The sequence below is a fragment of the Paraburkholderia sp. FW306-02-B genome, from assembly GCF_058782725.1.
Window position 1 is genome coordinate 1,107,250 of record NZ_JBYSXZ010000002.1, and the last position, 20,133, is coordinate 1,127,382.

Sequence of the window (20,133 nt, forward strand, 5' to 3'; positions counted from 1 at the left end):
ACCGGATCTGCTCGATCAGGCTCGCGCCAGCAGATCTGCGAGTGCGAGCGCGATCGTTTGGGTGGCGATACGCAGATCTTCAAGTGCCACACGTTCATCGGCTCGATGACCGTTCGCTTCCAGCAGCGTGCGCGGCCCCGCTCCGTAGATAACTGTCGGAACACCCGCCTCGCAATACAGTCGCGCATCGGTGTAGAGCGGAACGCCCTCGGTCGGAATATCCTGCTGCAACGTCGTCTTCGCGGCGCGCTGCAATGCTGCCGACAGGCGCTCGGCCCCTTCTATGGGACGCAGCGGCGACGTCGCCAGCACTTCGCGCACATTTGCCGAAATGCCCGGCAAGCCTGCTACCGCGTCGTCTATCAACCTTCTTAACTGCGACCGCACCGTTCCTGGATCTTCTTCCGGGATCACCCGCCGGTCCACGCGCAAGCTGACCTTGTCCGGCACCACGTTTGTATTGATCCCGCCTTCGATCAAACCCACCACGAGCGTCGGATGATCGATGCCGGGCGTGCTGGAGCGGATCGTTTTCAACGCCTCGCGATGTCCGTACAGCGCGTTGAGCACTGCCGTCGCGGCTTCCAACGCATCGTGCCCGGTGTCGGGCCGTGCCGCGTGCGCGGATTTTCCGCGCACGACGACTTCGAGGTGAATCGCGCCATTGTGCGCGGTGGTGATCGAATAGGAGAAACCGGCGCAGATCGCGTAGTCCGGCTTCACGATGCCTTCCCTCAGCAGCCACGCTGGGCCGATCAGGCCGCCGCTCTCCTCGTCGTAGGTCAGGTGCAACTCGACGGTTCCGTCGAGTTCCGCCTGGCTGTCGATCAACGCCTTCAACGCGAACGCATAGGTCGCGAAGTCCGACTTCGATACCGCGGCGCCGCGTCCGAACAGCCAGCCATCATGGATCTCGGCGCCGTAGGGATCAACGGACCAGCCATCGCCGGGTGGGACGACATCGCCGTGCGCGTTCAGCGCGATGACCGGTCCTTCGCCGAAACGATGCCGGACGACCAGATTCGTCGCGCTGATCATACCGGCGCGCGCGACGTCGGCGTGTGGGACCGGATAGCGTTCGACCGTAAGGCCAAACGACTCGAGCGCGAGCGCCGCCTTTTCGGCGTGGCTCGCGCAGTCACCCGGCGGATTGTCCGATGGCATCTTGACAAGCGTGGAAAGAAATTCGACTTCGGTATCGAAGTGGCGATCGATGCTCGCCAGCAGCGCCGAGGTAAGCAGATGTTGATTCATGGTGACCTGGATGACTTGAGAACCGGTATGGCAGGTTTGAAAAAGCGCAACGCTATGCTGCTGGCAATGACGGCGGTCGCGCCGATCCGTCTCGCGGGACGCCATGCGGCCCGCTGGCAACTCGCCGATCCATCGCATTCGTCAGTGACGCAGGATCTTGCCGACGAATTCGCGCGTGCGAGCTTCCTGCGGAGCATCGAAGACCTGCCGCGGCGAGCCTGTCTCGATCACATGGCCGCCGGCCATGAACACCACTTTCGACGACACCTCGCGCACGAAACTCATCTCGTGCGACACAATGAACATGGTGATGCCCTCCGACGCCAGAGCGCGAATCGTATCGAGTACTTCAGTGACGAGTTCGGGGTCGAGCGCGGCCGTGACTTCATCGAGAAACAGCACGTTCGGCTTTAGCGCCAGCGCGCGGGCGATTGCCACACGTTGCTGCTGACCACCTGACAACTCGTCCGGATACGCTTTCAGCCTGTGTTCCAGGCCCACGCGCGTGAGTAGCCGGATGGCATCCTCTTCCACCTGCTTGCGCGGCCACCCCTTGATCCGGGTAGGCGTGATCATCACGTTGTCCAGCACGGTCATGTTCTGGAACAGGTTGTATTGCTGAAAGACGATCGCGATTTCCGAGCGCAACGACCGTACGGCCGCCTTGTCCGCATAGTTCACGAGATCGCCGTTCAGCCGGACGCTGCCATGCTCTGGCGGCAACAGCCCCAGTAGAACGCGCAGCAACGTGCTCTTGCCCGATCCGGACGGCCCAATCAGGCTGACAATTTCACCTTTCTCGACCGACAGGTTGATGCGTTCGAGGACCGTGTGCGGCCCATACGACGCCTTCAGATCAACGATTTCGAGTTGCGGCAAGTTTCTTCTCCAGGCGCTTACCCAAGCGCGCCAACGGGTACGACATCACAAAATAAAGCACCAACACCGTTCCGTACACGAGCCACGAGGAAAAACCCTTGTTGGTCAGCACCTTACCGGCGGACGTCAGTTCCATCACGCCGATCTGCGAGGCGAGCGCCGTGTCCTTGATGAACATGACGAAGAACCCGAACGTGGGCGGCACTATCACGCGCCACGCTTGCGGCACGATGACGAAGCGCAGCAATTCGAAGTACGAGAAATTCAGCGTCTGCGCGGCTTCCCATTGATTTTTATGGACCGATTCGAGTCCGCTTCGAATGATCTCGCCAAGGTAGGCGGACGCGATCAGGCAGACGCTCAGCGACGCGACGGAAAACGTCGAGAGATTCGCCTTCGACGTTTGGCTCGCGAAGAACACGAGCATCAGCGTGACCAGAAACGGAATGCGGCGAAACAGGAAGCAATAGACAAAGGCGAGGGCGCGCAGAGGCGCCATCGTGCGGGAATGTGTGACGCGGACAATCGCTATGACAAAGCCCGCCAGAAAGCCCGTAAAGCAGCCGACTGCCGACAGCACGAAGGTTGCAGCGAGCCCTTCCACCAGCAACAGCAGGTTGTAAAAAGAAAACAGTTGTGCGATTTCGGCCTGTGAGGAAGCGAACATCAGAACACCTTGATTTTGGCGCGGCAGACATAGCGCCCGATCATTGCCAGCGCGAAAGTCGCGATCAGTGTGACGGCGACATACAGAACGGCGGCCACGCTGAACGCTTCGACCGAGAGATAGGTCTGCGAACTGAGGTTATACGTGCGCCCCGTCAGTTCCTCGACACCGAAGATCGATGCCATCGACGTGCCGAGCGTCATGACGATGAACTGGTTCGACAGCGGCGGGAACATCACCTTCAGCACGTGCGGAAAAATCACGTGCCGCACGATCTGCGGCGTGGAGAAGCCGAGCACTTCGGCGGCTTCGATCTCCATCAGCCGGACCGAATTGAAACCCGCGCGCTGGATCTCGCACAGATATGCGCCCGCATTGAACGTCGCCCCGATCAACACCGCTGTGAACGGCGACAGGGTCACGCCGATCTCAGGCAGAGCGAAGAACAGGAAAAAGATCTGCACGAGTTGCGGCGTATTGGTCGCGAATATCACGTAAACCATCACCACCTTGCGCAGAAACACCGGCCCGTAGCGCAACACTGAAGCACAGACGAGGCCGATGATCATGCCGAACGCAAACGCGAGCACGGCGATCTGCAGGCTGAGCCATGCGCCGGCAAGCAGATAAGGCCACTGCTGGAGGATGGGCTCGAAATGTAGGGTCATCGAATAGTGGCTCCTGCCGGATGCGCAGCGCTCGTCCGTCACGGCGACGAGCGCTGTCGCCAGTTTCGCTTACTGCGCGGCCGCAACAGGCGTAGGTGAGGCGGTCGGGTCGTGCAGCATGGCGCCGCCGAACCACTTCTTCCAGCTTGCGGCGACAAAGCCGTTCTTCTGCAACGCGCCGACTTCCTTGTTCAGACGCTGCGTGAGCGCCGTATTGCCCTTTTGCACGCCGATGCAGTCGTAGTCCACTTCGATCGGCGCATCCACCACGCGCCATTTCGTCGGGTAGTTCTTCGTGTAGCTCAGCATGAAGTCGAGCACGTCGATCAATGCATCGGCGCGGCCCTGGGCGATCGCGCGAACCGCATCCGGGTAGTTGTCGAGAATCAGGAGTTGCGCCTTGGGCAGTTTGTCATGGATCAACTGGATAGGCGTCGTGCCGCGTACCTGCACGAGGCGTACCGCCGGATCGTTCAACTGGGTCCAGTCTGAATAGGACGTCGCCTGTGTCGTCAGGACACCTAGCACTTCGGTGTTGACCGGGTCGGTGAAGTCGATCACCTTCAGGCGGTCCGCGTTGCGCGTCATGCCGCCCATCACCGCGTCGATCTTGTCGGTCATCAGAAACGGCACGCGATCGTTCGAGCCAACCGGAACGATTTCGAGCTTCACGCCGAGCGAGTCGGCAATCTTCTTGGCAATGCTGACATCGAAGCCGTCGATGTTGTTTTTCGCGTCGTAAATGCCGAGCGGCGGCAGGTTCGGGTTGATGCCGAACACGATCTTCTTCGACGCGATGATTTCGTCGAGCGTGCGGGCGCTGGCGTCGAACGAGCCGAGCAACGCGCAGGCGGCAATACCCACGGCGAGCATGCGGGTGAGGAGGATCGAGGATTTCATGCGGCAACTCCGTAATAGGTTCGGGGGCGAATGCTGACCGTTCTGGTGCACGGTTCGGACGCTTCCCGGACCGTCTTTATTTTGGCCATTTTGTGTATACGAAACGTATACGATAAGATAAAAACATCGACGAAATTAGTTGTCAAGGGAGCATGTCTCATGCTGGGTGAGAAGACCATGCGCATCGACAAGACAGGCGGCGCGGCGACTGTGAGGTTTCTCTTCGACGGCCGACCGGTGCGGGCCTGCCAAGGCGAAAGCGTGGCGGTTGCGCTGTTCGCTGCGGGTACGAAGACCTTGCGGACGAGTCCGCGCAATGATGCGCCGCGCGGCATGTTCTGTTTGATGGGGTCTTGTCAGGAGTGTCTCGTCATAGTCGATGATCGCCGCGTGCTTGCATGCCGGACGACGGCCACTGATGGAATGCACGTCGACAAGGTACCGGAGACCGGCCTTGATATCTGAGTTCGACGTCCTCGTGCTCGGCGGCGGCCCGGCCGGTGTGAACGCGGCACTGGCTGCGTCGGCAGCAGGTCTTAAGGTTGCGCTGTTCGATGAGAACCCGGCGGCCGGCGGGCAGGTTTATCGGGCGCCGGTCAACGCCGCTGTTCCGTCGGGTGCGGACCAGCAAGCAGGCGACGTGCTGCGGCGCGAGCTCGCCGAAAGCGCGGTCGCTACCTACTTCGATCACGTGGTCTGGGCCGTCACCGGCGACTATCGCGTCGATGCCGCGGGCCCCACCGGCCCCGTGCATTGCACCGGTCGCGCGCTGATCGTCGCAGCGGGAACCACGGAACGTGTCGTGCCCTTCGACGGGTGGACCACGCCCGGTGTCATCGGGCTGGCCGCCGCCACGATCCTTCTCAAATCGCAAGGCATCCTGCCGGGCCGTTCGACGCTCGTCGCAGGTTGCGGGCCGTTGCTTGCGGCCGTCGCGGCGAAGACGATAGAAAGCGGTGGCAAGGTCGAAGCGATTGCGGATATCGCGGGCCTCGGCGATTGGGCCCGCGCGCTGCCCGCCATGGCGTCGCGCCCCGATCTGATGCGCGAGGGTTTCCACTGGTGGCGCGAGATTCGCCGCGCAGGCGTGCCGATTCATTCGCGGCACACGATAGTCAAAGTCGAGCCCGCCGGCGATCGGCTGCGCGCGACTCTGGCGCCGTGTGACGCAGCAGGCCGGCCCGTCTCAGGAGAGCGCATCGGCGTGGTCGCCGACTGCATCGCGGTCGGTCATGGGCTGACCCCGTCAACCGAAATCACGCGTCTCCTGCGCGCGGAGCACCGGTACTCGCGGCAGGCGGGCGGCTGGATCGCCATCACCGACGAGGACTGCCGCACCTCGCGCCCGCGGCTCTACGTGACGGGCGACGGCGCAGGCATCGCCGGCGCGGCCGCGGCGAGCCACCACGGCACGCTCGCAGGACTCGCCTGCGCCATCGAGCTTGGCGGCACGGACATCGCCGGGCTCCGGTCACGTCTGTCGTCCGTGCGTCGGGCGCATCTCAAGGCGGCGCGCTTCGGTCGCGCGATGGCGCAATTGATGGCGCTACGAGCCGGCCATACCGACGGCATTGGGCCGCAAACCATCGTCTGTCGATGCGAGGACGTGACGCGCGCCGAAATCGACGCCGCCTGCGACGCCGGCGCGCACGACGTGAACCAGCTCAAGGCCTGGACGCGCTGCGGCATGGGACCGTGCCAGGGTCGCACGTGCGGGGACGTGGCGGCGGAACTGCTTGCCGCACGCGCATGCGGCGGCTCGCGCGAACGCGCGGGCTGTTTTTCCGCCCGCACGCCGTTGCGGCCTGTGACGGTTGAAGCGCTTACCGGCGAGTTCAGCTACGACGACATTCCGATCCCGAAGGCTGCGCCGTTATGAACCAGCCGACGACGACCGCATTCGATGTCGCCGTGCTCGGCGGCGGCGTGATGGGATGCACCACCGCACTATTTCTCGCGCGAGCCGGCATGCGAGTGGCGGTGATCGAACGCGACGCGCTGTGCCGTGGCGCGTCGGGCGTGAACGCCGGCACGCTGACGCTGCATATGACCCGCGCCGCGCTCGTTCCCTATGCGATCCGCGGGTGGAAAATGTGGATGAACACCGACACGTGGCTAGGCCACGGCGTGCTCGCCACGTCGGCTCCCGGCCTCGCGCTTGCCTTCACGGAGTCCGAGAAAGTGCTGCTGCAGCAACGCGCGGCGGCGAGGCGCGAGTACGGCGCGCGGATCGATCTGCTCGACCGGGATGCCGCGCTCGCCGTCGAGCCAGGCCTGAATCCAGCGATGCTGCAAGCCGCGTACTGTGCAACCGACGGCTTCGCCAGTGCCTATCTCACGGGCCGCGCTTTCCATGCGGCGTTGCGCGAAGCGGGTGTGCACGTTTTCGAGCAGACACCGGTAACGCGCATCGAGCGCGTCGCGGGGATGTATCAGGTGTACGGCCCGGACGACGCCATCCGTATCGACGCGACGCGTCTGGTGATGGCGGGCGGCGTGTGGCTGGAGCCCCTGCTCGCGATGCTCGGCATCCACATTCCCGTCAAGACGCTCGTCAATCAGTTGATCGTCACTGAACGCATGCCGCCCGTGATGAAGTCGGTGCTGAGCATCGCGAACGGCCTGCTGTCGATGAAGCAGTTCGCCAACGGCAGTGTCCTGATAGGCGGCGGCTGGCAAGGCATCGGCGATCGCGTGCGTGGCGGCGTGGAAACCGTGCCGGACAACCTGATCGGCAATCTCCGGCTCGCGCAGCATGTGATTCCCGCGCTCGCCAAGGCGCGCGTGGCCCGCATCTGGCTCGGCCTCGAATCCGAAACCGCCGACGCCATGCCGATGATCGGTGCGCTCCCCGGTTCCCCGGATGCGTGGGTGATCGGCTGCGCGCACTCCGGTTACACCAGCGGTCCCTACATGGGCAAGCTGCTTGCCCAGACCATGCTCGGCGAAGAACCCGAGTTGCCCCTGTTCGATCCGGCGCGGCTCGTCGTTCATGACGATGCAGCCGTCCAACCTCATTGGGAAAAGACAGAATGATCCCCACGCATGCCGACCCATTCAACGGCGTCTATGCCGCTACGCTGTGCCCCCTCGACGCGGATGGGCGACACCTGGACGAAGCGGCACTCGAACGGCATATGGAGGCGGTGGCGAGCGTCGACGGTATTGCCGGACTTCTGGTGAATGGTCATGCCGGCGAGAATTTCACGCTCTCGGCCGCAGACAAGCGGCGCGTCGTGGAAATTGCGCATGCCGTCTGCGGCGATCGCTCGATCATTGTAGCCGGCGTGAATGCCGAGGACAGCTATGAGGCGCAGGCCCACGCAAACGACGCAAGACAGGCCGGCGCCGATGCCATGCTGCTGTTTCCGCCGTTCTCATGGGCGCTATCGACCGATCTCGACACCGTGCTGATGCATCACCGGATCGCCAACGCCGAGGCCCGCCTGCCCATGATGCTTTACCAGGCCGGCGTCGCCACGGGCGGCATGGCCTACACGCCGCAGATGCTCGCCGCGCTCGTCGGCTTGCCCGAGGTCGTGGCCATCAAGGAAGGCAGTTGGGAGACTGCTGCCTACGAAGCGAACCGCCGGCTCGTTAAATCGATCGCGCCGCATGTGGCCGTGATGGCTTCCGGCGACGAACACCTGTTCACCTGTTTTGCAATCGGCACCGAAGGTAGCCTCGTCAGCCTTGCGGCCGTTGTTCCCGAACTGATCGTGGCGCTGTATCGCGCTGTCGAACACGGTGATCTCGGCCGCGCGCAGCAGCTTCATGCGCGCATCTATCCGCTTGCGAAGGTCATCTACGGAACCGCGCCCGGCTCGTACGCCAATGCGCGCCTGAAAGCCTGCCTGCATCTGCTGGGCCACTTCCCGCATCCGTCGATGCGCCCTCCGATCCCGCCGCTTTCCCACGCAGAGCTGACACGTCTCGAAGACGCGCTCGCCATCGCAACCGACGCTCAACGGAGTGACTCATGAGCCTGACCCCAACCCTCATCAAAGGCGGCCGCATCATTACGGCCGTTGACGACTACATCGCCGACATCCTCGTGGAAGGCGAGCGCATCGTCAGCATCGGACTGAATCTCGACGGGGGACCGGATGTGAACGTGATCGACGCGGCAGGGCTGCTGGTGTTTCCCGGAGGCGTCGATTGCCATACGCACATGGAGAACACCTTCGGGGCCTCGGTGACCTGCGACAACTTTGCATCGGGCACGCGTTCGGCGGCCTTCGGCGGAACCACGACGATCATCGACTTCGCATTGCAAACCGCCGGCACGAGCCCTCTCGATGCGATCTCGCGGGCGCAATCGAAGGCATCGTCAGCGGCGAGCATCGACTACGGCTTTCACGTGATCGTGACGCAGGTGGACGAGCGCGTGCTCGGCGACATGCAATATGCGATCCGTCACGAAGGCGTATCGAGCTTCAAGATGTTCATGGCTTATCCCGGCACGGTTATGTCGGACGACGCCGCCATTTTTCAGGCGATGCGGATGGTCGGCCAGCACGGCGGCATGATCGCGTTGCATGCCGAGAACGGCACGGTTATCGACCTGCTGATTCGCGAGGCGCTCGCGCAGGGCCATACCGCGCCGCGTTATCACGCGCTGACGCGGCCTGCGATCATGGAGGGCGAAGCGACGCATCGCGGCATCAAGCTCGCCGAACTCGCCGAAGCACCCGTTTTTTTCGTACACCTTTCGGCGAAAGAGGCATTGAAGCATGTGATCGAAGCGCGCGACTTAGGTATTCCCGTGTTCGCGGAGACCTGCCCGCACTATCTGTTCTTCGATGAATCAGCGTACGCCGACGACAGCTTCGAGCTCGCGCGTTACGTGATGAGTCCGCCACTGCGCTCGAAAGAGGCGCAGAACGCGCTCTGGACTGCGCTCAAGACCGACGATCTGCAACTGATCTCGACCGATCACTGTCCGTATTGCATGAAGGAGGGTCACCGCGGCAATGTCAACCAGAAGCCGCTTGGACGCGATGATTTTTCGAAGATTCCGAACGGCGTGCCTGGCGTCGAAACGCGCATGACGGTGGTCTACGACGGCGGCGTACGAGGCGGTCGCATTTCGCTGAATCGCTTCGTCGAGTTGATGTCGACTGCGCCAGCCAAGCTTTTCGGCCTGTTCCCGAAGAAGGGAACGCTTGCGATCGGCAGCGACGCCGATATCGTCCTGTTCGATCCGCACGAGTCGCACATGATCAGCGCGGACACGCAACACGGCGATTGCGACTTCACGTTGTTCGAAGGTCGCGCGGTCACGGGCCGGGTGAAGAAAGTGCTGCTACGGGGGGAATTGCTGATCGACAATGGCGACTGGGTCGGACGGACCGGTCAGGGAAAGTTTGTCGCGCGCGGTGAACTTGGCGGTCATTGGTAGAACACCATGCCAATCTATGAGTATGCCTGCGATGCATGCGGGACGTTCGATTCCATTCGCCCGGTTTCCAGGCGTGATGAGCGAATGTCGTGCCCGGAGTGCGGCCTGTTGTCGCCGCGCATCGTCAGTGGTTCGACGGTGCTGCTTGCGCAGCGCGCCGGGAAAATGCCGGCGGACGAAGGGGCCTATGGCTTCAGGCATCAAGGTGGCTGTGGTTGCTGTCTTTAGAAAGTTTACTTGAACGGCGATGGGATTAATTGTTCAGCTTTCTCGCAAGCAGATGTCCGAGCCACGGCGGTGCCCGGGGTTTTCAATCAGTCCTCGAGTGGCAGTAAAGACCGAGCACGTGCCAGCCGACCCAACTGCGCAAACGACCGTTGCACCTTGGAAGCTGCCGTTGAAGTCGCGCCGGGTCGAGCGGCGGAAGTGAGTCGGGTTATGCCAGTTGCATATGGCTGTCCGGCCAGAAGCAGCCAATCAAGATCCACGCTCAGTAGCGGCCGTTTGGCGGAGTTTTCAACCGATTTCAGTCGCTCGTGGTCCGTTCAAGGCGCTTACTTCATCGCCGCGCGCACGAACGCGACGAAACGCGTCACCACCGCTTCGTCGCGCGCAAACTGCCAGGCGAGCCCGACACGCCACTGAGCGGCCGCATCACGTAACGGCAGCACCCTGGCGTCACGCAACAGGTATTGCGCTCGCGAGGGCAGGAACGCCGCGCCGACGCCCGCCGCGACACCGGCGAGGACCGACTGGATGTCGTCGGTTTGCTGAATCACTCTAGGCGCGAAACCATGCTCACCACACCAGTGATCGATTTGCGCAGCCAGTCCTGGACCACGTCCGCGCGCAAGCGCGATGAATCCGAGCTCGTTCAACTCATTCAGATTTGACGGAACGCGTTTCCAGCGCGCGTGCTGTGGTATCGCCAGTGCCAGTGCCTCATCGAGTACCGGAAACGCAGACAGCCCCGCGTCAGCCGGCAAGCGCAGGAAACCGACGTCGAGCTTACCGGCGAGAAGCCGCCGGGTCTGCTCCGCGGAAGAAACATCGTTGAGTGTGACGCTAACGTTCGGATAGAGCCTGCGGAATTCGGCGATGAGTTGCGGTACCCGGGTAAGGGTCGAGAGTCCGAGACCGACGCGTAAATAGCCGCGCGTTCCGCTGCTCGCCTCGCGCGCACGCGCAAGAATGTCGTCCGCATCGCGTACGAGAGCCTGGGCGTCGGAGAGAAACCCCGCGCCGAAGGTGGTGAGTTCCGCGCCATGCCTGCCGCGCTCGAACAGCCGGGCACCAAGGCTCGCCTCCAACGCCGCAATCTGCTTGCTGAGAGCGGGCTGGCTGAGGCAGAGCACTTCGGCTGCATGCCCAAAGTGGCGGAGTTCCGCGACGGTCAGAAAGGCGCGTAGTAATCTGAGTTCCATTCCAATAAGTGATTGAATACGTCGAAATGTTCATTTTACTTATCGAACGTCGAGCGCTCCAATAGCGTTGTTCCGTCCATCAGGTCATGAAGATGTCCTTCCCGTCTGCTCCAGTACTTCGCGTTGCATCCATCCCGCTTGTATCTCGTCGCGGCGACACCTCGCAGAACGTCGCGCGCATTGCGGACTGCCTGGCGCTTGCCGCTCGTAAGGACATCGGCCTGGTGGTCTTTCCGGAGGCCTGTATCGTCGGGTACGCAAGCATGACGAAGCTTCATCGCGCTGAACTCGATGCGCTGGCAGAACCGCTCGACGGACCTTCGGTCGGCGCGGTTGCCGATGCAGTCGAACGCACGGGCGTGGCCGCCGGCGTCGGCATGATCGAGCGTGCGACGGATGGGCGGTTGTTCAACAGCTACGTGGTTTGCCTGCCGGGTGGCCTGCGCTATTGCCACCGTAAGCTGCATGCGTTCGAACATCGGCGGATCTGTAGCGGAGATCGGTTCACCGTCTTCGATACGTCGTGGGGGATTCGCATCGGCATCCTCATCGGCGGCGACAATTATCTGATCGAGAACGTGCGCATGACGGCGCTCATGGGCGCAACGCTGCTTATTGCTCCACATCGAAGGTACGGCGCGAACCGCGCAGGCCATCACCGGATGCAGCCTGTCTCGATGGAACAATCGCTTCGCCGTGACTCTGACGGGAGCGTCGCGGACGCAAGAGCCGACGGCGACGCCGCGGACTGGCTGCGTCGCTGGCTGCCGGCGAGGGCCGGCGACAACGGAGTGTTTGTCGTATTGAGCGACGGGGAGGAAATCAACGACCGCGAATGTCCGACCGGGACAGGGATGATCGTCGATCCATGCGGTCGCATTCTGGCCGAGAGTGGCAGCAGGGGAGACGCAATCATTTCAGCCGATCTGGATTCTGGCCTGATCGACAGAAGTGCCGGTCAGCAATGGCTTACGGCTCGCCGCCCGGATCTCTACGGGCTGCTGACCCAATCTGACCATCATGCGACAACTTTCGAACCACGGGGCGTCTCTTCAAGAGGTGCGATCGCGCTCAGTTTTGCGCAGGTTGGACGCAACCGACGGATAGGTTAGCGTTAGTCACGAATTCGACATGAATACTTTCGCTTCCAGTTCGAATGCAGTAAGCGGGTTTGCCGCTGTACCGGACATTCGCGACCGCTCTTCATAGCGGACCTTCGCGCGACGGCCGATCGCGGTCCCCTCTGACCGGCCGTCGCCGCCCGTCGGATCCACCGGAACAGGCCTGGCTCATGGCTTCGTGCTCGTGTCCTGGTTCCGGAACGCCGCCTCTCCGGCATCCGACACCTCGACCCACTTCTTGTCGGGCGCTGCGTCCGCGACGTAGCTGTCGTGCCAGTTCCACCACTTGTAGGTCGGGGTCTGCGGGTAGCCCTCGGGCGAGTCCTCCCAGACCTCCTGCCGGCCCAGCGGCGTGATGTCGAGGTAGTTCCAGGTGCCCCCCATCTGCTCGTCGCCGCGGTTGTTGATGAAGTAGGTGCGGAACACGCGGTCGCCGTCGCGGTAGAACACGTTCGTGCCGTGCCACTCGGCCACGCCGAAGTCGGCGTCGAAGCTGTCCGTGAGGGTGAACCACGGTATCTGCCAACCCATCCGCGCCTTCAGCCGCGCGATGTCCGCCTGAGGCGCACGCGAGACGAAGACGAGGGTGGTGTCGCGGGCGTTCAGGTGGGCGACGTGGGCGACCTGGTCGGCCACCATGGAGCAGCCCCGGCAGGCGTGGTCGGGCCAGCCGAACACGCCCGGCTCGAAGAAGGCGCGGTAGACGATCAGCTGGCGTCGACCGTCGAACAGGTCGAGCAGGCTGGCCTTGCCCGCAGGCCCCTCGAACGCATACGCCGTCTCCACGGCCATCCACGGCATTCGCCGGCGCTCGGCGGCCAGTGCGTCACGGGCGCGGGTCTGGGCCTTTTCCTTCACGAGCAGCTGTTCGCGGGCCGCCTCCCACGCCTGCGGCGACACGACCGGTGGTGTGTGCATGGCAGGCTGCCCGCCTTGCCGTCCGTTCTCAGTTGATGTAGTCATGGCTTTTGCAATCTCCTGGTTTGGGTGAATTCCGGCGCCGCGTGGCTGAAGCGCGATTCGATTCGCTGCTCATCGCTCGTTGTTGGGTGTGAGATAGCTTGGCACCGGAAATCGAACGTTGGGAGTAACAAGTGTGGCGGTATTCCGATGGAGTCGCTGACGACAGCCGCGGCGCGTGGGCTCGAAGCGGGGACCCCCTCGGCGCGTTGAACCGCGTGGCGTTGCGCGACGAGGCTCCTGCGCTCGCGCTTCGGGGTTTCGCGATGGCCCAGCACGGCCGCTTTCCGGAACGCGCTCAAATGAGCGCGAGGCCCGGTTTGGGTCGTGGACGTGCGTTCGGCCGAGGGCGCGCGAATTCCCGTTTGGGGTCGACTTCTGCCGATGGCAGACAGGCACAAACCGGCCACAAGCAGCCTATGGCCGATCGGCAAATCTACTTTCCGAGTGTCCGGCATTCATCAGCAAGGAGACATCTGCAGGGATTGGTGTGACGAGGAAACTTCGGCCTTTATAGATAGCCGCGGATTGCTGGCAAAGATCAATTGGCATAACGACGGATGCCCGCTTGGACTTCGGTGAACGGACGCAACGTGATGGCAGCAAGTAACGTTCCGAGAACGTTGGTCTGTGGTGCTTTCGTTACGGAGCAACCGGTCAGCGCGACGACATTGTCGCCAGCCGCCGAGCTGAATCGTTCACTGAACAGCAGCGAGCGACTTTGCAAGCGTGCGTGCCTGATCCACAAACCGTTCGGCAACCGGACTCAGCGTGTGGTTCTTCACCGTGATGATCATGGTAGGCACCTCCCACGTCGGCAGGTCTATCGGCAACACCTTGATCCACGCCTTGTCCGGGCCGAAACGCAGCAGTGAGTGCGGCATCACGGTCACGAATCGTCCGGTTTGTAGCAGGCTGCGGCGCAGATTGAGGGATCCGGTCAGAACGCGCGCGACCGGCAGTTCCGCACCGATCGCGCGGAATGCCTCGACCACCGGCGAATGCTGTCCGATCTCGTTGGGCGACAGGATCCATGGCGCGTTGACCAGCTCCGCGAGCGCGGGCCGGCGCCGCGCTGCCCACTCGCTCCGGTTCGACACCACGACCCTGAGCCGCTCATGAAACAGCGGCTCGCCATCCATGTCCGGGCCGGGAGCCGCCGTGAACGGTCTCGCGATAGCCAGTTCGCAGATACGTTCGCGCAGGAAATGCGCTTCCAGAACGGGCGCGTCGCCCGATGCAACCGAGAAGATGAGACGCGGATGCTGACACGACATTCTCTCAACGATCGCGGCGGCAAACCCTGCAGTAATCGTCTCGACGCATCCGACGTGCAGCTCGCCTGCGTCAGGGTCGGCGAGGAACTCCATCTCGCTGATGCCGTGACGCAATTCGTCGAAAATCGCAGCGCCACGTTTGAGCAGTGCGCGTCCGAACACTGTCGGCTCCACACCATGCCGACTGCGATCGACGAGCCGCACACCGAGAACGCCTTCCAGGTCCGCGATAGCCTTCGAGACGGCCGGCTGGGACATGTGAAGCTGCTCGGCAGCCTTTCGCATCCCACCTGCATTGGCCACTGTCATCAACGTGTCCAGATCGCGTAGTTTCAGTCGCCGCCTGAGTCGATCATTTTCCATGTCAACCCCTTCTATTCGATTTCCTGATCGCACGATCATAATTTGAAATTATCTGCTTATCACCGGACAGACTATGATTCCATCAGAAACGGCATTGCGAAGTCACTACGTTGTTGTCGGCGAAGGGATCAAACAAGGAGACTGCCATGGGAGTCCGTGTGCTGGCGAGCGTCTGCCTCGCCGCCCTGCTTGCCCTTACCCACACCCCGACGGTAGGGGCCGAAGGGCTCAAAGTACTCAGTACGCCCACATTGAAGTCGACCCTCGAAGAACTGGGGCCCGCATTTGAACAGCAAACCGGCCACAGGCTTGTCACCAGGTTTGACAACGCGGCAACGCTGAAACGGCAGATAGAAGCAGGCGAGGCGTTTGACGTAGTCATTCTCTTACCCGCGCAAGTCGACGATCTGATCGGGCAAGGCAGGATTGCTGCAGGGACACGCACCGACATCGCGAAAGCGATGGTCGGCATGGCGATGCGTGCCGGCATGCTGCCCCCTGATATCAGCACGGTAGATGCGTTCCGGCAGGCGCTGCTTGGTGCCCGCTCGCTCTCGTGGTCGCCCGAGAGCGCCAGTGGAGCGTATCTCCTCAGTCTCCTTGACCGGCTGGGGATCGCGGAGAAGGTAAAGCCCCGTCTCGTGGCAGTGCCGGGGGGTGACGTGATCGAAGCCGTAGCAAAAGGTGCGGCCGATGCCACGGTTATAACCGTGCCAAACATCGTCGGTGTCCGCGGTGTCAGGCTGGTGGGTGTTCTCCCTCGGGAATTGCAGCACGACACGGTGTATTCGGCAGGCGTCAGCGCACACACAGGCGATGCCAAAGCCTCAGAGGCACTAATCCGGCTTCTCATGGAACCCAAAGCGACCTCTGTGCTTGAGGCTAAGGGCCTGGAGCGCGCAAGCCCGTGATCAAGTCGGATCAACGCGGCGCTCCAAACTGATTTCCCGAATGTCCGCTCCACGCCTGCAAACTGCTCGATCCATGTCGCACCGTTGCTGAAGTGGTGCCCTCCCTTTGCGTAAGGGGCACTCGGTACCAGCGACTCGTCGAGGGTGTCGTAGGGCGGCTTGGTCTGAGTGACGTTGCCCTCCAGATTCATTCCCGCCGGTGGGTGAGCCAGCAGCGTGAACGCATCGCCCGGGTCGGACAGGCTGGTACCGAACACGACGATGCTGCTGAATGTCAATGTGGCGCCTGCAATGCCGGGGAGGGCGAGGACCATCACAGCCAAGATGATCTGCATCCATTTCTGCCTAAATGCGTTCGCCATGTCCGTTCACCTCCATTATCCGGACCGGCAGTTCAAGCCCCCCGATCTCTGCCGCTATTGCAATGGGTCACGCTAGATCCTTACGCGTGGTCGGGCCATCTATCCAGGACCTGACAAAAGGGCCAACGCATTCCAGTCGGGGGCAGGCGAAGCCGCTGCGCGCCAAGGTGGCAGTCTTCATATTGATCTTCTAATAGGCGTTCACGCACCGCCGATTGACGGCGAACACTGTGCGTCGTGCCGCACGCGTAGCCAGAAGATGCTGCAACGGCATGCGTGCATCTTCAACATAGGTGGCGCAGCACGAAAGGGTAGAACGTACATCCCCGGATGAGGTTAGCGTCACACATGTGCGCAAGCGCATATTCAACCGGATGCTGACTTTGTTATGTTGTTTCGTTTTTCATCGCGGGTCACAAGAAAAATGCGTTGGCTTGAACCACATTCCTTTTCAAGCCACGCCGCGACAAAGCTAGGGGTTTCCGAGCTTGTTGGCACGTACCGCCTTGACTAGAACAAAGAGAGTTCGCCAATCAACTCCTCCTGTCAGAGTCGTCCGCGGCGACCCGAGCCCGCTCAAACAGCAATGTCACCGCGACGGGCAACACTGCCTGGCCGCCCAGCACCACCATTTGCGACGATCTCGCGTGAGGTTTGCCCTTCGCCCTGCGGAGGAGGTCATCATGCATCACAAGCAGCTAATCAGCGCATGCGTGCTCGCGGCCCTCGCGGCCGCTCCGGCGCTTGCCCAACACGAAGAACACGCCGGTGCGGAGACGGGTGGCGGGAAGTTCGGCACCGTGAAGTTCCCCACTTCATGCAGCCCTGCGGCACAAGTCCAGTTCGAGAAGGCACTGGCGATGCTGCATTCATTCTTTTACCCGTCGACGCTCAAGGCGTTCGAGGCCGTGACCCGGATCGATCCGCAATGTGCAATAGCGTACTGGGGCCTTGCGATTGCCCAGCGCCAGAATCCGCTGGTCCCGCCTTTCGACGAGGCGGCACTCAAGCGCGGCTGGGAAGCAGTGGAAAAGGGCTTGGCGCTGGGTCCCAAGACCGAACGGGAGCGCGACTGGCTACTGGCAGCCGAGGCGTTTTACAAAGACTACGACAAGGTCCCCCAAAGCCAGCGAACGTTGGCGTACGAGCACGCGATGGCCCGCTTGACGCAGAAATATCCCGACGATTCGGAAGCCGCGATTTTCTACGCGCTTGCGCTCAACGAGGCCGCGCAGCCCAGCGACAAGACGTACGCTAATCAACTCGAGGCTGCGGCGATCCTGGAGAAAATCTACCGTGAGCAGCCGGACCACCCCGGTGTCGCGCACTACTTGATCCACAGCTACGACTACGCACCGCTCGCGCAACGCGGGCTGCCGTTTGCCAACAAATACGCGCAAATCGCTCCGGCGGCGCCGCACGCACTGCACATGCCCTCGCACATCTACTCGATGCTCGGCATGTGGGAACCATCCATCAAGTCGAACGAAGCGGCACTGAAGGTAATGCAGGAAGAAGCCGCCAGAAGCTGGCCGGGCGCCACCCACCCATCGGCACCCCATTCATGGGATTTCATGGAGTACGCCTATCTACAGCTGGGCCAGGACGCGCGTGCACGACAAGTCCGTGACGACGCCAATGCTGCCACGCAATTTCCATTTGACCGAGTGGCAACCTATACCGCGCTGGCAGCCATTCCGGCACGCTACGCGCTCGAGCGCGGCGCCTGGCAAGAGGCGGCCACGCTTGAGCCGCGCGCCAGTCGCTGGCCGCAAGCCGAGGCAATCACGTATTTCGCCCGCGCGCTAGGCTGCGCTCGCAGCGGGAAGGTGGACATGGTGCAGACGAATATCGACATGCTCACGCAGTTGCGCGCCAAGCTCGAACAGTCAAACCAGCCGTACTGGGGCGAGCAGGTCCAGGTGCAGATCCTGGCCGTTTCGGCGTGGCTGGCGCATGCCCAGCGCAAGGACGATCAGGGGCTCGAGCAGATGCGCGCCGCGGCCGACCTGGAGGACAGCAGCGAAAAGCACGTCGCGATGGAGAACAGGCTTTACCCGATGCGCGAGCTGCTGGGCGAGATGTTGCTCGATCTGAAGCGACCTGCCGATGCGCTGAAGGAGTACGAGGTATCGATGCAAGCAACCCCCAACCGGCTGCGAGGCCTATATGGTGCGGCGAAAGCGGCTAACCTGGCGCACGATAAGCAGAAGGCGCAGCTCTATTACGGGAAGCTTGTCGCGCTTACGCAAAACGCGGACACGGTCCGGCCGGAGGTACGCCTGGCCAAGCTCTATCTTGACCAGCATTAAGGCGGCATGCATTGACCGATGCACCTCGGAAGCTGCCGTTGAGGCAGCGATGTGTCGAATGTCAGAAACGGGTCGACTCCGGACCGGCGACGATCGTCCGAGGGCGTTGAAGTTTGTTCAATGCCTGCCGTTGTACGCAGGACTGCGAGCCCGCCGCGACGCGTGCGGGCAGGCAACGAACAACCTGATGAGGTAAGCCTCGGTGTGCCCCGTTGTAGTCGGAGTCTTGCACGGCTACTGTCATCGCAACGTCTAATGACGAAGACGAAAGGACCAGGCGCCGTGCGTCGCTGGCCACGGTGCGAAGACGCACATGATCGGCTATGCGGAGACGGGCGGCGCGGCTGTGCAAGACAACCCCGACACACCGAAGCGACCCCACAGCCGGCCTGCGAGGGCGCGCGCAATCAGCCATGATGGACATGGCACGCTTGGATCGATTGTGACCTATCCTTCCCAAGGGAGCGCCGTCGACCCGGGCGCTTTGAATGCCGTTTGCAATAGTCGGCGCCTGCCGAACTGGAGGTCTCCATGTCCACCCAAGTCGATCGCAGCGAACTCGAAAGCAAGGTGCAGGCGATGTACTGCGACGTCGCCGAGAATCCACACGGCGAATTCCACTTCGAAATGGGCCGTGCGCTGGCCGAGCGGCTCGGCTACCCGACGGCCGACCTGGACCTCGTCCCCGCCGAGGCCATCGATTCGTTCGCCGGCGTCGGCTACTTCTTTCACCTGCTCGACGAGATGGAGGGCGCGCGCGTGCTCGATCTCGGCAGTGGCTCGGGCATGGATACCTTCGTCGCCAGCCTGTTGACCGGACCGACGGGTATGGTGATCGGACTGGACATGACCGATGCCCAGCGCGCCAAGGCCGAAGCGCTTCGCCGACGCCACGGCGTGCGCAACATCACTTATGTCAAGGGCTACATCGACGCCGCGCCGTTTGAAGATGGCTGCTTCGACGTGGTGATCAGCAATGGCGTGATCAACCTTGCCGTGGACAAGCCCCAGGTGTTCCGCGAGGTGGCGCGGCTGCTGCGCCCGGGAGGCCGGCTTGCGATTGCCGACATCGTGACCGATGTCGATCTGCCTGAAAGCATTTCATGCAACACGACCCTGTGGGCCGCCTGCATCGGTGGTGCCTGGCAAGTCGACCGCTACAGGCAGGCGATCGAGGCAGCCGGTCTGCAAGTCGTCGCGCAACACGTCAACGACCAGTATCGCTTCCTGTCTGACAACGCCCAGCGGGCAACAGAGAAATTCGGCGTCAGGAGCGTCTCACTACGTGCGGACAAACCGTGATCGGCTCCGTCTTCGATTTCAAATGTCTCCGCGGGGCGGAAATGTCGCCAGACGACCCGTCGGCGACGACAGTGCGTCAGCGTCTGGCTGTCGTGGCGCGGAGGGGCACTGCTGCTCCGGCATGCGCGGTTGTGCGCCGGGCAGTTTGAGTCTGGTGTCATCGGGCAGAGTACGGCCACGAGCGGTCCTTCGCTGAGGCTGGTGCTCGTTCATGGAAACGTCCGATTCACATCCTGCTGCGGACGTTCGCTACCTGTTACTGACAGGCGGTCATTGGCCGAACCATTGGCTTCTCCCATACGTGTTCATTTCCGATTGGCTGGTCTCAGAAA

The 20,133-nt window shown here is 62.4% G+C and carries 19 protein-coding genes; 10 read left to right on the top strand and 9 right to left on the bottom strand.

Going from position 1 to position 20,133, the window contains the following annotated elements; all coding sequences use genetic code 11:
- Positions 1-15: 15 nt before the first annotated feature.
- From AC3WOG_RS26005 to AC3WOG_RS26025, 5 genes are all read right to left on the bottom strand, one after another.
- Positions 16-1,254, bottom strand: coding sequence for an ArgE/DapE family deacylase (locus AC3WOG_RS26005; protein ID WP_492580747.1), 1,239 nt, complete (start codon positions 1,252-1,254; stop codon positions 16-18).
- A gap of 141 nt (positions 1,255-1,395) precedes the next feature.
- Entirely contained in the window at positions 1,396-2,133 is a 738-nt protein-coding gene (locus AC3WOG_RS26010; protein WP_492580748.1) for an amino acid ABC transporter ATP-binding protein, read from the bottom strand.
- The gene (locus AC3WOG_RS26015) at positions 2,111-2,800 is read right to left on the bottom strand and encodes an amino acid ABC transporter permease (protein ID WP_492580749.1); all 690 of its coding nucleotides are present in this window, start codon (positions 2,798-2,800) and stop codon (positions 2,111-2,113) included. Before AC3WOG_RS26015 ends, AC3WOG_RS26010 begins: the two co-directional genes overlap by 23 nt.
- Complete coding sequence (locus AC3WOG_RS26020) at positions 2,800-3,468, bottom strand: amino acid ABC transporter permease (RefSeq protein ID WP_492580750.1); 669 nt, start codon at positions 3,466-3,468, stop codon at positions 2,800-2,802. Before AC3WOG_RS26020 ends, AC3WOG_RS26015 begins: the two co-directional genes overlap by 1 nt.
- A gap of 69 nt (positions 3,469-3,537) precedes the next feature.
- On the bottom strand, positions 3,538-4,368 hold the full coding sequence (locus AC3WOG_RS26025) for a transporter substrate-binding domain-containing protein (protein ID WP_492580751.1): 831 nt from the start codon (positions 4,366-4,368) through the stop codon (positions 3,538-3,540).
- 30 nt (positions 4,369-4,398) lie between these two features.
- Between AC3WOG_RS26025 and AC3WOG_RS26030 the strand changes: the two genes are divergently transcribed.
- Genes AC3WOG_RS26030 through AC3WOG_RS26055 form a run of 6 tightly spaced genes read left to right on the top strand, consistent with a single transcriptional unit; the run spans position 4,399 to position 9,997 of the window.
- Positions 4,399-4,833 (top strand): (2Fe-2S)-binding protein, encoded by a 435-nt coding sequence (locus tag AC3WOG_RS26030; RefSeq protein ID WP_492580752.1) that lies wholly within the window; start codon positions 4,399-4,401, stop codon positions 4,831-4,833.
- Positions 4,823-6,247 carry an FAD-dependent oxidoreductase gene (locus tag AC3WOG_RS26035; protein WP_492580753.1) on the top strand — a complete coding sequence of 475 codons (1,425 nt, stop codon included), beginning with the start codon at positions 4,823-4,825 and terminating at the stop codon, positions 6,245-6,247. The genes AC3WOG_RS26030 and AC3WOG_RS26035 overlap by 11 nt, the downstream gene beginning before the upstream one ends.
- Entirely contained in the window at positions 6,244-7,404 is a 1,161-nt protein-coding gene (locus AC3WOG_RS26040) for an NAD(P)/FAD-dependent oxidoreductase (protein ID WP_492580754.1), read from the top strand. The genes AC3WOG_RS26035 and AC3WOG_RS26040 overlap by 4 nt, the downstream gene beginning before the upstream one ends.
- A complete protein-coding gene (locus AC3WOG_RS26045; protein ID WP_492580755.1) occupies positions 7,401-8,351 on the top strand; it encodes a dihydrodipicolinate synthase family protein in 951 nt (316 codons plus the stop codon). Before AC3WOG_RS26040 ends, AC3WOG_RS26045 begins: the two co-directional genes overlap by 4 nt.
- Entirely contained in the window at positions 8,348-9,769 is a 1,422-nt protein-coding gene (hydA, locus tag AC3WOG_RS26050) for a dihydropyrimidinase (RefSeq protein ID WP_492580756.1), read from the top strand. The genes AC3WOG_RS26045 and hydA overlap by 4 nt, the downstream gene beginning before the upstream one ends.
- Positions 9,770-9,775: 6 nt before the next feature.
- A complete protein-coding gene (locus AC3WOG_RS26055) occupies positions 9,776-9,997 on the top strand; it encodes a zinc ribbon domain-containing protein (protein WP_492580757.1) in 222 nt (73 codons plus the stop codon).
- A gap of 326 nt (positions 9,998-10,323) precedes the next feature.
- Here the strand turns inward: AC3WOG_RS26055 and AC3WOG_RS26060 are convergent, their stop codons facing one another.
- On the bottom strand, positions 10,324-11,193 hold the full coding sequence (locus AC3WOG_RS26060; RefSeq protein WP_492580758.1) for a LysR family transcriptional regulator: 870 nt from the start codon (positions 11,191-11,193) through the stop codon (positions 10,324-10,326).
- 92 nt (positions 11,194-11,285) lie between these two features.
- Here AC3WOG_RS26060 and AC3WOG_RS26065 point away from each other — a divergent pair, with 92 nt between their 5' ends.
- Positions 11,286-12,305 (top strand): nitrilase-related carbon-nitrogen hydrolase, encoded by a 1,020-nt coding sequence (locus tag AC3WOG_RS26065; protein WP_492582453.1) that lies wholly within the window; start codon positions 11,286-11,288, stop codon positions 12,303-12,305.
- 177 nt (positions 12,306-12,482) lie between these two features.
- Here the strand turns inward: AC3WOG_RS26065 and AC3WOG_RS26070 are convergent, their stop codons facing one another.
- From AC3WOG_RS26070 to AC3WOG_RS26080, 3 genes are all read right to left on the bottom strand, one after another.
- Positions 12,483-13,277, bottom strand: coding sequence for a DUF899 domain-containing protein (locus tag AC3WOG_RS26070; RefSeq protein WP_492580759.1), 795 nt, complete (start codon positions 13,275-13,277; stop codon positions 12,483-12,485).
- Positions 13,278-13,815: 538 nt separating this feature from the next.
- Positions 13,816-14,001: a hypothetical protein gene (locus AC3WOG_RS26075; protein WP_492582563.1), complete on the bottom strand. Its 186-nt coding sequence runs from the start codon at positions 13,999-14,001 to the stop codon at positions 13,816-13,818.
- Complete coding sequence (locus AC3WOG_RS26080) at positions 13,973-14,953, bottom strand: LysR family transcriptional regulator (RefSeq protein WP_492580760.1); 981 nt, start codon at positions 14,951-14,953, stop codon at positions 13,973-13,975. The genes AC3WOG_RS26075 and AC3WOG_RS26080 overlap by 29 nt, the downstream gene beginning before the upstream one ends.
- Before the next feature lie 107 nt (positions 14,954-15,060).
- On the opposite strand from AC3WOG_RS26080, the gene AC3WOG_RS26085 reads away from it, so the two are divergent.
- The 3 genes from AC3WOG_RS26085 to AC3WOG_RS26095 all read left to right on the top strand — a co-directional run bounded on the left by AC3WOG_RS26085 (position 15,061) and on the right by AC3WOG_RS26095 (position 19,801).
- The gene (locus tag AC3WOG_RS26085) at positions 15,061-15,825 is read left to right on the top strand and encodes a molybdate ABC transporter substrate-binding protein (protein ID WP_492580761.1); all 765 of its coding nucleotides are present in this window, start codon (positions 15,061-15,063) and stop codon (positions 15,823-15,825) included.
- Positions 15,826-16,870: 1,045 nt separating this feature from the next.
- On the top strand, positions 16,871-18,499 hold the full coding sequence (locus tag AC3WOG_RS26090; RefSeq protein ID WP_492580762.1) for a hypothetical protein: 1,629 nt from the start codon (positions 16,871-16,873) through the stop codon (positions 18,497-18,499).
- 531 nt (positions 18,500-19,030) lie between these two features.
- Positions 19,031-19,801 carry a methyltransferase domain-containing protein gene (locus tag AC3WOG_RS26095; protein ID WP_492580763.1) on the top strand — a complete coding sequence of 257 codons (771 nt, stop codon included), beginning with the start codon at positions 19,031-19,033 and terminating at the stop codon, positions 19,799-19,801.
- The last annotated feature ends 332 nt before the right edge of the window (positions 19,802-20,133 follow it).